The organism is Roseibium sp. SCP14 (assembly GCF_040329475.1).
Lineage (GTDB): Bacteria > Pseudomonadota > Alphaproteobacteria > Rhizobiales > Stappiaceae > Roseibium.
In genome coordinates this window covers 134,462-148,073 of record NZ_JBDZYH010000010.1, presented here as the reverse complement: position 1 = coordinate 148,073, position 13,612 = coordinate 134,462, and the positions used below count along the sequence as shown (strand labels likewise).

Here is a 13,612-nt window from a genome sequence, read left to right as displayed (position 1 = left end):
AATTTTCCGGCTCCAGGGCGCGACATAGTCTAGCGATCACCGGGAGTTTTGGGCTGTGCAGGTCAAGATTTTGCACAGCCGGATTTCAGCTTCAGGACGGGGTGACGACGCTATTCACGGATTGATCGCAGCTATCGCCGCGGTCTTTTGGATCAGCGCTCCGAACTATGGGGCTTACAAGCCGAATGCCCGCACCTGAAACAGAAATCAAGAGCGACAACATTCGCGAACATTGGAATGAAAGAATGCAGAAACCACAGAAACTAGACCCCAACGGCCCCACCGGCACCCTCGATAGCATCAGCGTGGTCGATCCGGCGACCGTGATCGACGGCAGGGCGGTGGAAACCGGCGCCAGCTACATGGGCGCAAAGACGGACGCCTTGCTCGTCGGCGTTTGGGACAGCACACCTTATGCCGAGGTCTTCTCCGGTGAAGGCTATCCGGCTGACGAGTTCTGCCAGGTTCTGTCCGGAAGCGTCACGTTGACCTGCAAGGATGGCACTTCTCAGACTTTTTCCGCTGGAGACACTTACATCGTCAACAAGGGTTGGTGTGGTGAATTCCGGGTCAACGAGCAGTTCCGCAAATATTACGTGATGGCCGCCTGATCGCGGCACGGCAAAGAAATCGCCCGGTCCAAGAGGCTGTGAGCCAGAAACATCTCCAGGGAGCTCTTCATGTACAACCAACCGCTTGGCGGCAACGAAATGCCGCGTTTCGGAGGACCTGTCACATTCATGCGTCTGCCGGCGGCGGAAACGGCGGAAGGCCTGGATGCGGCCTTCATCGGCATCCCGATGGACATCGGAGCCAGTCACCGCCCCGGCACAAGGTTCGGCCCACGCCAGATCCGTGCTGAAAGTGCGATGATGCGGCCCTACAACATGTGGACGAAAGCAGCTCCGTTTGACGGATTGCAGGTCGCCGATATCGGCGATGTGCCGATCAACACCTTTGACCTCAAGGATGCGGTCGAACGTATTACCGCGTTCTATGACAACGTTCTGGAGGCGGGCGCCACTCCCATGACCATGGGCGGCGATCACACCCTCACCTACCCGATCCTCCGTTCCATCCGGAAAAAGCACGGTCCCGTCGCCCTGATCCACGTGGACGCTCATGCGGACATCAATGATCACATGTTCGGTGAAACGATTGCCCATGGGACTCCTTTCCGCCGCGCCTATGAAGACGGTTTGCTGGTCCCGGAAAAGGTGTATCAGATTGGCCTTCGGGGCACGGGATATGGTGCCGATGATTTCGACATTGCCCGTCAATGGGGCTTCACGGTCATTCATGCAGAAGAACTCTGGTATAAATCTGCCGCTCCGCTGATGGAGAAGATCCGGGCTGAAATCGGCGATACACCGGTTTACCTGACCTATGACATCGACAGTCTGGACCCGGCATGCGCTCCGGGCACCGGCACGGTGGAAATGGGCGGATTGATGACCAGTCAGGCGCTGGAGATCGTGCGAGGCTGCAAGGGTCTGAACCTTGTGGGCTGTGACCTGGTTGAAGTCTCTCCACCATATGATCCGTCCGGCAACACAGCGACCATCGCCGCCAATCTTCTTTACGAGATGCTCTGCGTCCTGCCTGGCGTGCCTTACCGCGACTGATGGCAGAAACCGACTTCACCGTCGACCGAAAGTGAAGTTCCGGAGCACCGGAAACACGCAAACCGAAGTTTCAAGTGAGGAATGTCATGTCATTCGCCGAGAAGGCGCTGAAGGATGTCACGTTTTTCCCGTTCTGGCTGGACAGCCCGGACGCGCCTGAAGTGCAGGATCAGTTAACCGGCAGGACCGACGCCGATCTTCTAATCGTCGGAGGAGGCTTCACCGGGCTTTGGGGAGCGATCCAGGCCAAGGAACAGAACCCGGGCCGTGACGTTGTACTGATCGAGGCGGACAAGATCGCTTTTGGCGCATCCGGCCGACCGGGTGCGGTGGTCTCAACTTCGCTCATGCATGGACTGCACAACGCGGTCAGGGTCTTTCCCAAGGATCTTGCGGCGCTTGAGCAACTCGGCCACGACAACATTCAGGGCTTCCGAAAGACCCTTGATGATCACGATATCGATGCACACCAGACCTGGGGCGGTGAGTTGACGGTTGCGATCGGCGACGAACGTGTCGGCGACATCGAAGCGGAATACAAGCTTCACCAGGACCACGGTTATGACGCCGAATTCCTTGATCGTGACGCTGTGCGTCAGCATGTCAATTCACCCTTGTTTTCCGCCGGTCTCTGGAACAAGAGCCTTTCGGGCACGGTGCACCCGGCGCGGCTGGCCTGGGGCCTGCGCAAAGCAGCCCTGGCTCTCGGCGTCAGGATCTACGAGCACACACCGCTTGAAAACATTGAGCGCGTCGATGGTGCCTTGAACGTTCGCACGCCCTACGGCCTCATTCGCACGCCAAAGATATTGCTTTGTACCAACGCCTTCGCCGCCGGACACAAGAACATCAAGAAACGCGTTGTCGGGATCCGGGACCGGATCATCATGACCCAGCCGCTCAGCGATGATCAGGTCGAAAGCATCGGCTGGAAAAACCGGCAGGGCGTCTACGACACCAGGACGCAGCTCAACTACATGCGGATGACGAAGGACAATCGCATCCTGTTTGGCGGCCGCCTGACTTATTACTACGACGGCACCAGCAACACCAATCCAGCCGGTGAGCGGGTGGTCGATCCCTACCTGCGACTGGCCGGTGCGTTCAACAAGACTTTCCCTCAGCTGGAAGACATCAGCTTTTCGCACGCCTGGAGCGGTCCGATCGCACTGACGACACGCATGGCGGTGCATTTTCAGAATTACTGGGATGGCGATGTGGTCTGGGCCGGCGGCTATTCCGGGTTTGGCGTCTCGACCAGCCGTTTTGGTGCCCGGATCGGTCTTGCCAAACTGGATCGGCTGGACCTTCCCGAACTGAAGCTGGATTTCGCCACAACCATGCCGAACTGGATACCTCCCGAACCCTTCCGGTGGATCGGCAGCAAGATAACACTCTATGCGCTGGACACAGCGGACGAGAAAGGCGGTTGGCGGCATGCGTGGATCAAATTCGTCCATGCCCTCGGCTTCCCGCTCTGAATTGCCGGCAAAGGAAACCTCCTATGGAAAAACCGAATATCGATACGGCGATAACCCGAAAATCCGCCAGGGGCATGATCGGCGAAGTCAGCTATTCCGGAGTGACCAGCTTTGCCCGCTGCAAGTACAGCAAGGATCTTTCCGAAGTTGACGTCGCCGTTACGGGAATCCCTTTCGACGTTTCGGTGACCCATCGAAACGGGTCCAGGTTCGGGCCGCGTCAGGTTCGCGAACTGTCGACCATGCTGGCCTGGGATGCTCCCTATGGCTGGCCGGTCAATCCGCTGGAAAAATTCAACGTGATCGACTACGGCGACTGCGCCTTCGATCACGGCAAGCTGCACCACGCTCCGGCCGCGATAACTGATCACATCAAAACCATTCTGGATGCGGGCGCGGCGGCCATCTCCATCGGCGGCGATCACTACTGCACCTTGCCGATCCTGCGGGCGCATGCCGAAAAACACGGCCCGATGTCGATCATTCAGTTCGATGCGCATTCCGACACCTGGGTAGACGACGACGCAGAGAGAATGGATCACGGAACCTTCATGTATCGCGCGATACAGGAAGGGCTGGTAGTACCGGAACGCTCCGTGCAGGTAGGTATCCGCACCAGCAATCCGGATACACAAGGCTTTCATACGCTCGACGCACGCTTTGTGCACGAACATGGTCCGGTCGAGACCGCAAGACAGATCAAGCAAATTGTCGGTGACAGCAAGGTTTATCTGACCTTTGACATCGACGGACTCGATCCGGCGTTTGCGCCGGGCACCGGAACCCCGGTTTTCGGCGGCCTCACATCCGGCCAGGTTGCAATCATTCTGCGGGACATCGCGGGGATCGACCTAGTCGGCGGAGACGTGGTCGAGGTTTCCCCCGCCTATGACACCACTGGGGCAACAGCCGTTGCAGGTTCGCAGATCGTCCTCGAAATCCTGTGCCTTCTGGCAAACAAGTAACAGCGATACCCACAAGACCCGACCGACCATGTCTGGAGTGAAACTCTTGAGTTCCAATTCTCTCTTTGATCGCAACAAGACGGTGTTTGCCGGCGGCTGCTGGCGCGATGGATCCGGACAAGACCTCCTGAAGGTCTTCAACCCGTCTACAGGCGAAGTGGTTGCGAAAGTTCCTTCCGGTGGACCATCTGATGTTGATGATGCCGCCGCAGCAGCCGCCAACGCATTTGGCAGTTGGAAATCGGTACCATCTGTAACGCGTGCCGGATATTTGCGCGCCTTTGCGAGGGGACTTGCCGACCGGCAGGAAGCGCTCGTGGACGTTCAGATGACCGTCAACGGTAAGCCCCGGCTTGAAGCCGAGATCGATGTGGGCGATGCCATCGCCACGTTCGATTACTATGCCGGACTTGCAGACGGCCTGGACGAGCGGCAGGACGCGCCCGTGATTCATGCCGGTGGCGAGCACCTGGGGCGCGTGCGCCATGAGGCTCTCGGACCCGTCGGCATGATCGTTCCCTGGAATTTTCCGTTGGTCACCAGTGCCTGGAAAATCGCCCCGGCCCTGGCTGCCGGATGTACAGCGGTCATGAAGACCTCGGAATTCACGCCACTCATTGAACTTGTTTATGGCGATATTGCCGCTGAAATCGGATTGCCCGCGGGTGTCCTTAATATCGTTACCGGCGGTGCGGATGTGGGTATTGCAATCACTGAGGCGCCGGAATTCCGCAAGGTTTCCTTCACCGGCTCCAACATGGTCGGTGCCAAGGTCATGCAAGCTGTTGCAAAACGATGTCTGCCGATTGCGCTTGAACTCGGCGGCAAGTCCCCAATTATCGTGACCGAGGATGCGGATCTGGAAACCGCGCTCGACTGCGTTATGGGCGGGATTTACTTCAATGCAGGCCAGATGTGTTCCGCAACTTCAAGGTTGATCGTTCACGACGATCTGGAGGCAAAACTGCTCGAAGGTCTGGTGGAGCGCTCCCGCGCCACGAAGGTCGCCTCGCCCTTTGAAGAAGGCACGGAAATGGGACCGATCACGACCCGTGCCCAGTTCGACAAGATCCGGGAATACCTGGACCAGGCATGCAGCCAGGGCCTGGATTGCCTGACCGGCGGGAAGGCACAGGCTGATTGCGCCGGTAATTTTATCGAACCGACAATCTACCGCAATGTGCCTCACGAGCATCACATCTGGCGCGAAGAGGTCTTCGGGCCGGTCCTGGCAACAACCACGTTCCGAAGCGACGAAGAGGCGCTCCGGATTGCCAACGATACCCGCTACGGGTTGGTGGGATCAGTGGTCTGCAGCGATCCCGATCGAGGCAAAGCACTTTGCGATGGCATCGCGGCCGGGCAGATCTGGTTGAACACGCCACAGATCGTTTATCCGGAAAGCGCCTGGGGCGGTTTCAAGGCAAGCGGCATCGGCCGCGAACTCGGCCCCTGGGGCCTCTCCGGTTTCCAGGGCGTCAAGCACGTGACGGCACCCTGCTAATCCACCAGCCAATACACCTGAGACTATTTCACGGCCCGCACTGAGGACATAAGCGGCGGGCCAATCTTCCGGCACTCAAACCAGCTGGTGCCGGAGGTCAACCTTCCTTCCAAATTCTCACCTCAGAAGGTCGGCGGGGTGCATGCGCTTATGATGACGCATTTGCTGGGCCCCACCGCCTTGAAGCGGTGTGGCATCCGGCTGTTGAACAGGTAGGCGTCGCCTGGTCCCAAGATTTTCCGTTCATCACCGACCGTAACCTCCACACGTCCGGAGACGACAATTCCCCCTTCTTCACCCTCGTGATGATACGCCCGCGTGCCTGTATCGGCGTTCGGCTGATACGTCTCGTGCAGGATCTGCAGGGAGTGACCATAAAGGTTTCCACCCACCTGCTTCAGAGATAACTTTCCTTTCCCGATTTCCGTCAATTCTTCAGCTGCGAAGAACACCTTGCGTTCGGGTTCAGGCTCGAACGCAAAGAACTCCGACATGCCGATCGGGATACCGTCCAGAAGCCGTTTGAGAGAACTGACCGAGGGGCTGGTGCGTCCCGCCTCGATCAACGAGATCGTGGAATTGGGTACGCCGGTGGCCTTTGCCAGCGCCCGCTGAGACAACCCTGCCCGCTCGCGCAGGAAACGAAGTCGCGCGCCAATTTCAAGGTTGGTGCCATCGGTGTTATTTGTGTTCATAATAATGAACAAATAACATCTTCTATATTGTTTTTCAATGAGTTAAAAATGAAAATGAAATGACTTTTCAAAAGGTTGGCAGGCCCATAAGGTGAGGCGATTTTGCTTCAACCGTGTCATGAAAACCGGTCTTGGAAAGGTCTTGAAATGAAGAATTCAGAGATAGCGGCACGGCGCGATGACGCCATTGCTCGTGGCGTTGGCATGATGACACAGGTCTATGTCGAGCGGGCCGAGAATGCTGAAGTATGGGATGTCGAAGGCAACCGCTACATCGACTTTGCAGCCGGCATTGCCGTGGTCAATACGGGCCACCGGCATCCCAGGGTCATGGCGGCCGTGCAAAAGCAGCTCGACAGCTTCACCCACACCTGTCACCAGGTGCTGCCTTACGAAGATTACGTTCGTCTGGGAGAACGCCTCAATGCCGCCGTGCCAGGCGACTTCGACAAGAAGACAATCTTCGTAACAACAGGTGCCGAAGCCGTTGAAAATGCGGTGAAAGTTGCCCGCGCAGCCACCGACCGCCAGGCGGTAATTGCCTTTGGCGGTGGCTTTCATGGCCGCACATTCCTGGGCATGTCGCTCACCGGCAAGGTGCAACCATATAAGGCCGGGTTCGGCACGATGATGTCTGATATCTTTCACGTCCCGTTTCCGATCGACCTTCACGGCGTTTCCGTCGACGACACCAGGGCTGCCATCACGCAGTTGTTCAAAGCGGATCTCGACCCTGCCCGTGTGGCCGCAATCATCATCGAGCCGGTTCAGGGCGAAGGCGGTTTCTACCAGGCACCGGCGCAACTGATGCGCGCCGTGCGCAGCCTTTGCGATGAGCACGGCATCGTCATGATCGCCGATGAGGTGCAAACCGGATTTGCCCGCACGGGGAAACTGTTTGCAATGGAGCATTATGACGTTTGCGCCGACCTGACCACCATGGCCAAGGGATTGGCCGGTGGCCTGCCTTTGGCCGCGGTCACCGGCAAGGCCGACCTGATGGACGCGGCCAATCCCGGCGGATTGGGCGGCACCTATGGTGGTAACCCTCTGGGGATTGCCGCTGCCAATGCCGTCCTTGACGTGATCGAGGAAGAAGACCTGTGTGCACGCGCCAACGAGCTGGGGTCCCGCCTGAAACAACGTCTTGAATCGTTTCGTGAGGCCGTACCGGAAATCGTCGACATACGTGGCCCGGGCTTCATGATTGCTGTCGAGTTCAACACCGCTGACGGTTCCGCTCCGGACGCGAATTTCGCCAATCGGGTCCGTGCCGAGGGACTGAACCGAAATCTTGTTCTGCTGACTTGCGGAACTTACGGCAACGTGGTTCGTTTTCTCGCCCCGATCACGATTCAAGATGAAGTGTTTACCGAGGCGCTCGACCTGCTAGAAGAGTCGATAATGGCCGCGAAAGGAGACTGAGATGCTGGACCGAATTGCCAAGGAATTGAAACTCGCAGACCCGTCTCTGCTGGAAGGCCGGGCCTATATCAATGGTGAGTGGCGCGATAGCGACGCGAAGTTCAAGGTTGTCAACCCGGCGACCGGCGCACTTGTCGCGGAAGTGACCGACACGACCATGGCCGATGTGCAGGAAGCCATCGACGCTGCTTATGTTGCCCAGAAGGAATGGGCACAGCGGACCGGCAAGGAGCGCGCAGCGGTGCTGCGCAAATGGTTCGAGCTGATGATGGAAGCACAGGACGATCTGGGCACCATCCTTTGCGCCGAGATGGGCAAGCCGCTTGCCGAAGCCAAGGGCGAAGTTGCCTACGGCGCTTCATTCATCGAGTGGTTCGCCGAAGAGGCAAAGCGCATTTACGGTGACACCATTCCCGGCCATCAGCGCGACAAGCGGATCATGGTGCTGAAACAGCCTGTGGGCGTTGTCGGCGCCATCACGCCGTGGAACTTCCCGAATGCCATGATTGCGCGCAAAGTTGCGCCTGCCCTGGCGGTCGGGTGTTCCTTTGTCGTTCGCCCCGCTGAACTCACGCCCTTGTCGGCGATCGCCATGGCGGTTCTCGCCGAGCGCGCCGGCGTTCCAGCCGGTGTCTTCAGCGTTGTGCCGAATTCCGATGCATCCGGCACGGGCAAGGAGATGTGCTCCAACCAGAAGGTCGCCAAGATCACCTTCACCGGATCCACGCGCGTCGGACAGATCCTGATGCGTCAGGGCGCTGACACCATCAAGAAAATGAGCCTCGAACTCGGCGGCAACGCGCCGTTCCTCGTTTTCGATGATGCTGACCTGGATGCAGCGGTCGAAGGCGCAATGATCGCCAAGTTCCGCAACAACGGACAGACCTGCGTCTGCGCCAACCGGATCTATGTGCAGTCAGGCATCTATGATGCGTTCGCCGAAAAGCTCAGCGCCGCAATCGGCAATCTGGTTCCCGGCAACGGCATGAACGAGGGTGTGACCACAGGTCCGCTGATCAACGAAGCGGCGGTGGCCAAGGTCGAAGAACATCTTGCGGATGCAACCGGAAAGGGCGCACGCGTTCTGACCGGCGGCAAGCGCATGGAAGGCACTTTCTTCGAGCCAACTCTGCTTACGGACGTGCCGACCTCCGCCAAGATTTCACACGAGGAAACCTTCGGTCCGATTGCACCGCTGATCCGGTTCGAGACGGAAGAAGAGGTCATTGCACTGGCAAATGACAGCGAGTTCGGCCTCGCCGGATATTTCTATGCCAACGACCTGGGCCGTGTCTGGCGGGTTGCCGAAGCCATGGAAACCGGAATGGTTGGCGTGAATACCGGCCTGATCTCGACCGAAGTCGCGCCATTTGGCGGCGTGAAGCAATCCGGCCTTGGCCGTGAGGGGTCCAAATACGGTGTCGATGACTTCCTCGAGCTGAAGTATGTCTGCCTCGGCGGCATCAGCTGATTCAAAAAAAGCCCGCTGGAAACAGCGGGCCTAATTCTTTTGAGAACTTTATCGCACTATCCGGTTTGCACAACTTGCCTGCAGTTTAGGCACTCAATTCACTTGGAAGTGCCGCGGAAAGAAGCTCCGTGCCGCATTGAGGCACACATTCATCGCCAGCTTCTTGTCGAACCGGTCGGCGTGGAGATGAAAATCCGTCCAGAACCCCTCCAGTATGACGGTGAATGTCTTTGCCGCCAGAATCGGATCAACGTCCGGATAGTTGCCTTCTTCGCAGAGCTCGGTGCAAAGGGCCTTGAACTTTTCTTCCGTCTGCAGGTCTCCCTTGTCGACCAGAGTGCGGAAATTGACCGTGCCTGACACCTCGGAGCGAAATGAAAACCAGATTGCAACGCATTGAGGGTTGAGGACTTTTTCCGACAAATCGGCTCTGAACATCCCCTCGATCTTTTGCGCCGGGGTCAGCGCCGGATCCCGGATTTCAGCTTTCCAGTTCTCCAGATATTCGCTCATCAGCTGCTCGGCGACCGCCCAGAGCAGAGCATCCTTGCTGCCGAAATACTGATTGATCATACCGCGTGAAAGTCCCGAGATTTCCTGTATCCGGTCAATCGTCGTCGCCTTGAAACCGTACTTGTAGATCGCCAGCGCAGCTGCATCGAGCAACGCCTTGCGGTTTCTCGCCTTGTTGAAGGCCCTGGCGCCTTGAGGTTCCGTCAATTGCAGGTCTGACACAGTTGCTCCCTTTCCAGACTGCCGTCTTTCCTAACCGAGTTTTGGCTCCAAATCAAAACTTGAACAAACGTACATTTTGTGATTTTTGTTACAAACATGCTGCGCACCAGACAGGAGGCGACGTTGACGCTTACCGATCCAAGATATGCCGTGTTGTTTGAGCCCGTGAAAATCGGACCGGTGACCGCACCGAACCGTTTTTACCAGGTGCCGCATTGCAACGGCATGGCGCATGCCCGCCCGAATGCGCTGGCGGCGATGCGGGGTGTGAAGGCGGAAGGTGGCTGGGGCGTCGTTTCGACGGAAGAGGTGGAAATTCACCCGACTTCGGACCTTTGTCCTGCAATCGAAGGACGCTTGTGGTCGGACGACGATATTCCATACCACGCCAGAACGGTCGACGCGATCCACGAACACGGATCGCTGGCGGCAATCCAGCTGGCGCATAACGGCGTCGCGGTGGCAAACCACTTTTCGCGCCTCTCCCCGCTAGGCCCCAGCAACATGTCCATCGTTTGGGACTTCGGTGACCCGGTCCAGGCCCGGGCCATGGACAAGGATGACATTCGCAACTTGAGACATTGGTACCGGGCAGCCGCCCGGCGTGCGAAGTCCGCCGGCTACGACATCGTCTACATGTATGCGGGCCACAACATGACCACGCCAATGCATTTCCTGGGCCGCCGGTACAATGATCGCACTGATGAATATGGCGGCAGCGTGGAAAACCGTGCACGACTGATCGGCGAGCTTTTGCAAGATATCAAGGAGGAAGTGGGGCAAACCTGCGGGATTGCGTTCAGGTTCGCCGTGGACGAAATGCGCGGGTCCGACGGGATCACGTGGGATGAGGAAGGTCGCGCCGTTCTGGAAATGTACGGCGAGTTGCCGGATCTCTGGGACGTGAACGTTGCCGATTGGAGTAATGACAGCCAGACCGCCCGTTTTGCACCACAAGAGGGCTATCAAAGCGATTTCATTCGTCATGTGAAGGAATACACCAGCAAACCGGTTGTCGGGGTTGGCCGCTTTACCTCAGCCGACGGCATGGTCGGCAAGATCAGGAAAGGAGAACTCGACCTGATCGGAGCGGCCCGGCCATCGATTGCCGATCCTTTCCTTCCCGAGAAAATCCGGACCAACCGGATCGATGAAATCCGCGAGTGCATCGGCTGCAATATATGCGTTTCCGGAGACAACATCTCTGCCCCGATCCGATGCACGCAAAACCCGACCATGGGCGAAGAATGGCGGCGTGGCTGGCACCCTGAACGGATTTCTCCATCGCAAAGTCCCGAACCGGTCCTGGTAGTGGGTTCAGGTCCAGCCGGAATGGAAGCAGCATTACAGCTCTCCAACCGTGGACACCCGGTGACGATTGCAGAGGCAGGCACGGAGCTTGGTGGACGCGTCACGCGCGAAAGCCGGTTGCAGAGTCTAACGTCCTATATCCGCGTCAGGGATTGGCGGGCGCACTATTTGCTGACTCGCCCCGATGTCGAGATCTACTATGACAGCAAGCTTGGTGCAGACGACATCCTTCAGTTCGGCTTCGAACATGTCTTCATTGCCACCGGAGCGAAATGGAAGCGAACTGGTGTCGGCAGGGACAATCGCACGCCGATTGCCGGGTTGGACCAGATCCGTGTCCTGACGCCGGACGACATCATGGATGGTGCCGAAGTGACCGGCCGCGCCGTGGTTTACGACCTCGACTATTACCTGATGGGATCGACTATTGCCGAAACACTGCGCAGCAGAGGCTGTGATGTTGCCTATGTGACCGACTCCTCCAAGGTGGCAAGCTGGACGGACTACACACTCGAGCAGTCCCGTGTTCAGACCGGGCTAATGGAAAGCGGCATCAAACTTCATCTCAACCGGACCATTTCAAAGGCAGCCGGGGATCGGCTGACTGCCAACTGCGTTTATACCGGAAGCGCGGAAGACATCGCATGCGACACGCTCATTCTCGTCACCGAGCGCGCTCCCAATGACGGCCTTTACCTGGAACTGAAGGAGCGCAAGGACGAGACCGAAAAGGCAGGGATCAGGACCCTGGAATGCATTGGTGATGCCTATTCTCCGGGAACGGTGGCTGCGGCTGTCTATTCCGGCCACAGGGCGGCCCGCCTGTTTCCAAACTGTCAGGACGATCCTGACATGTTCAAGTGGGAAAGGCCTGAAGTCGCATGAACCTGCGCAACTGGATCCAAACCCGTCCGGAAGTCGACACGCTTCTGCTATGCGCACCCGATGTGAACGGTGTCATTCGCGGCAAGGCGATACCGGCCGCGCAAGTTGCCAAGCTGGAAAACGGTGACACCCGCATGGCGCTTTCCACGGCGACCGTCGATATCTGGGGCAACGAAATCTTCGGCTGCAGTCAGGTACGCGAAACCGGCGATTGCGATGTTGTTCTGCGTCCGACCGGACGGGCACCGTTTCAGTCGATCCTGACCCCTTCATGCGCCATTGTTCCGGTCGACTTCTGGATGGAAGACGGCACGCCCATGGAAACCGGATGCCGACATGCACTGGCGGCGTTGCTGCAGCGGTTCAATGCTCGCGGCTGGAGGCCGGTTACAGCTCTGGAGTTCGAGTTTTACCTGTACGACCCCAAAACATCCGGACTGGATCATCCGGTTTCACCTCTCACAGGCGAGCGCCTGTATGGCCGGGAAGCTGGACAAATCTCGGATCTGGAGCACTTCTCCGCCTGGTTGACGGATGTCAGATCGAACTGCGAAGCCGCCGGTATTGCCGTCACGACCCTCAACTCGGAAAACGGCACGGGCATGTTCGAGGTCAATCTGAGCCATTGCGACGATGTCCTGCATGCTGTGGACGATGGTGTTTTTCTTCGGCGCGTCATTCGTGACACCGCACACAAGCACGGCCTCGGCGCGACGTTCATGGCCAAGCCGTTTCCGGATCTGGACGGATCGGGTCTGCATATACATTTCAGCCTGATGGATGAGGCTGGCGCAAATCTGTTTGACAATGGCGGCGGTGAAGGCACATCGCTGTTGCATTCGGCTGCCGCCGGTATCTTGCAGCATGCCAACGAGATGCAGCTCATCATGGCGCCGCATTTGAGCTCTTATCGCAGAGTCCAGCCCAATTCCTATGCGCCGGTCAATATTTGCTGGGGCTATGATAACCGCTCTGTTCCGGTTCGAATTCCGGGCGGCGACCACCGTGCACGGCGCATCGAACATCGCCTTGCCGGGGCTGATGCGAATCCTTATCTGGTAACACTTGCCATCCTGGCCGCCGCTCTGGATGGAATTGAAGCGGGCCTGACACCGCCTCCCCCCGTTCAAGGCGCCTGTTACGACCAGGGTTATCCCAGCGTGGTCTCAAACATGCAGGATGCCCTGCGATTGTTTGAAGAAAGCAGCTGGACCAGATCGTTTCTCCCCCCTTTACTTCGCGAGGCATACGTCAACTGCAAGACACAGGAACTGGCTGTCTTTCAAAGCCGTGTCACCGAGTTTGAAATCCAGACCTATCGCGACAGGATCTGATCTGACCGGGCCGCACAGCCACCTACGTCGTTGCCCGTGACTTTTACATTTGCTCCGTTGAATGAATGAATTTGCACTGGTTTGTATTTCACGCAAACCGGCGGCGGTAACCTGTTTCCCAAGTCAGAGGTGATGTCGGGCCATTCAGGTCTCGTCCGGAAAAGAACAAAATCAACAACCG

12 protein-coding genes are annotated in these 13,612 nt (G+C 57.8%); 10 read left to right on the top strand and 2 right to left on the bottom strand.

Annotation, left to right across the window (positions count from 1 at the left end):
- Window positions 1-55 precede the first annotated feature (55 nt).
- The 6 genes from ABLQ08_RS28265 (at window position 56) to ABLQ08_RS28240 (ending at window position 5,575) form a co-directional block, all read left to right on the top strand.
- Complete coding sequence (locus ABLQ08_RS28265; RefSeq protein ID WP_352949554.1) at window positions 56-199, top strand: hypothetical protein; 144 nt, start codon at window positions 56-58, stop codon at window positions 197-199.
- Window positions 200-245: 46 nt separating this feature from the next.
- Window positions 246-611: a cupin domain-containing protein gene (locus ABLQ08_RS28260; RefSeq protein ID WP_352949552.1), complete on the top strand. Its 366-nt coding sequence runs from the start codon at window positions 246-248 to the stop codon at window positions 609-611.
- 69 nt (window positions 612-680) lie between these two features.
- Window positions 681-1,625, top strand: a complete 945-nt coding sequence (speB, locus tag ABLQ08_RS28255; RefSeq protein ID WP_352949550.1) for an agmatinase — start codon at window positions 681-683, stop codon at window positions 1,623-1,625.
- 86 nt (window positions 1,626-1,711) lie between these two features.
- Window positions 1,712-3,106 carry an NAD(P)/FAD-dependent oxidoreductase gene (locus ABLQ08_RS28250; RefSeq protein ID WP_352949549.1) on the top strand — a complete coding sequence of 465 codons (1,395 nt, stop codon included), beginning with the start codon at window positions 1,712-1,714 and terminating at the stop codon, window positions 3,104-3,106.
- A 23-nt stretch (window positions 3,107-3,129) separates the two neighbouring features.
- Complete coding sequence (gene speB, locus ABLQ08_RS28245; RefSeq protein WP_352949547.1) at window positions 3,130-4,071, top strand: agmatinase; 942 nt, start codon at window positions 3,130-3,132, stop codon at window positions 4,069-4,071.
- Between the two features lie 46 nt (window positions 4,072-4,117).
- The gene (locus tag ABLQ08_RS28240; RefSeq protein WP_352949546.1) at window positions 4,118-5,575 is read left to right on the top strand and encodes an aldehyde dehydrogenase family protein; all 1,458 of its coding nucleotides are present in this window, start codon (window positions 4,118-4,120) and stop codon (window positions 5,573-5,575) included.
- A gap of 122 nt (window positions 5,576-5,697) precedes the next feature.
- Here ABLQ08_RS28240 and ABLQ08_RS28235 read toward each other — a convergent pair whose 3' ends face one another.
- On the bottom strand, window positions 5,698-6,270 hold the full coding sequence (locus ABLQ08_RS28235) for a cupin domain-containing protein (protein ID WP_352949545.1): 573 nt from the start codon (window positions 6,268-6,270) through the stop codon (window positions 5,698-5,700).
- A gap of 147 nt (window positions 6,271-6,417) precedes the next feature.
- Here ABLQ08_RS28235 and ABLQ08_RS28230 point away from each other — a divergent pair, with 147 nt between their 5' ends.
- Together ABLQ08_RS28230 and ABLQ08_RS28225 are read left to right on the top strand one after the other, a co-directional pair.
- Entirely contained in the window at window positions 6,418-7,695 is a 1,278-nt protein-coding gene (locus ABLQ08_RS28230) for a 4-aminobutyrate--2-oxoglutarate transaminase (RefSeq protein ID WP_352949543.1), read from the top strand.
- Between the two features lies 1 nt (window position 7,696).
- Window positions 7,697-9,166, top strand: a complete 1,470-nt coding sequence (locus tag ABLQ08_RS28225) for an NAD-dependent succinate-semialdehyde dehydrogenase (protein WP_352949541.1) — start codon at window positions 7,697-7,699, stop codon at window positions 9,164-9,166.
- A gap of 93 nt (window positions 9,167-9,259) precedes the next feature.
- On the opposite strand, the gene ABLQ08_RS28220 is transcribed toward ABLQ08_RS28225, so the two are convergent.
- Window positions 9,260-9,901, bottom strand: coding sequence for a TetR/AcrR family transcriptional regulator (locus ABLQ08_RS28220; protein WP_352949539.1), 642 nt, complete (start codon window positions 9,899-9,901; stop codon window positions 9,260-9,262).
- A 123-nt stretch (window positions 9,902-10,024) separates the two neighbouring features.
- On the opposite strand from ABLQ08_RS28220, the gene ABLQ08_RS28215 reads away from it, so the two are divergent.
- Together ABLQ08_RS28215 and ABLQ08_RS28210 are read left to right on the top strand one after the other, a co-directional pair.
- The gene (locus ABLQ08_RS28215) at window positions 10,025-12,097 is read left to right on the top strand and encodes an FAD-dependent oxidoreductase (RefSeq protein ID WP_352949537.1); all 2,073 of its coding nucleotides are present in this window, start codon (window positions 10,025-10,027) and stop codon (window positions 12,095-12,097) included.
- Complete coding sequence (locus ABLQ08_RS28210) at window positions 12,094-13,431, top strand: glutamine synthetase family protein (RefSeq protein ID WP_352949535.1); 1,338 nt, start codon at window positions 12,094-12,096, stop codon at window positions 13,429-13,431. The genes ABLQ08_RS28215 and ABLQ08_RS28210 overlap by 4 nt, the downstream gene beginning before the upstream one ends.
- Window positions 13,432-13,612 lie beyond the last annotated feature (181 nt).

What these genes read in the sequence shown, in the direction of transcription:
- ABLQ08_RS28260 (WP_352949552.1), top strand. Translation starts at nt 246, where the DNA reads ATGCAGAAACCACAGAAACTAGACCCCAACGGCCCCACCGGCACCCTC.
- speB (WP_352949550.1), top strand. Translation starts at nt 681, where the DNA reads ATGTACAACCAACCGCTTGGCGGCAACGAAATGCCGCGTTTCGGAGGA.
- ABLQ08_RS28250 (WP_352949549.1), top strand. Translation starts at nt 1,712, where the DNA reads ATGTCATTCGCCGAGAAGGCGCTGAAGGATGTCACGTTTTTCCCGTTC.
- speB (WP_352949547.1), top strand. Translation starts at nt 3,130, where the DNA reads ATGGAAAAACCGAATATCGATACGGCGATAACCCGAAAATCCGCCAGG.
- ABLQ08_RS28235 (WP_352949545.1), bottom strand. Translation starts at nt 6,270, where the DNA reads ATGAACACAAATAACACCGATGGCACCAACCTTGAAATTGGCGCGCGA.
- ABLQ08_RS28230 (WP_352949543.1), top strand. Translation starts at nt 6,418, where the DNA reads ATGAAGAATTCAGAGATAGCGGCACGGCGCGATGACGCCATTGCTCGT.
- ABLQ08_RS28225 (WP_352949541.1), top strand. Translation starts at nt 7,697, where the DNA reads ATGCTGGACCGAATTGCCAAGGAATTGAAACTCGCAGACCCGTCTCTG.
- ABLQ08_RS28210 (WP_352949535.1), top strand. Translation starts at nt 12,094, where the DNA reads ATGAACCTGCGCAACTGGATCCAAACCCGTCCGGAAGTCGACACGCTT.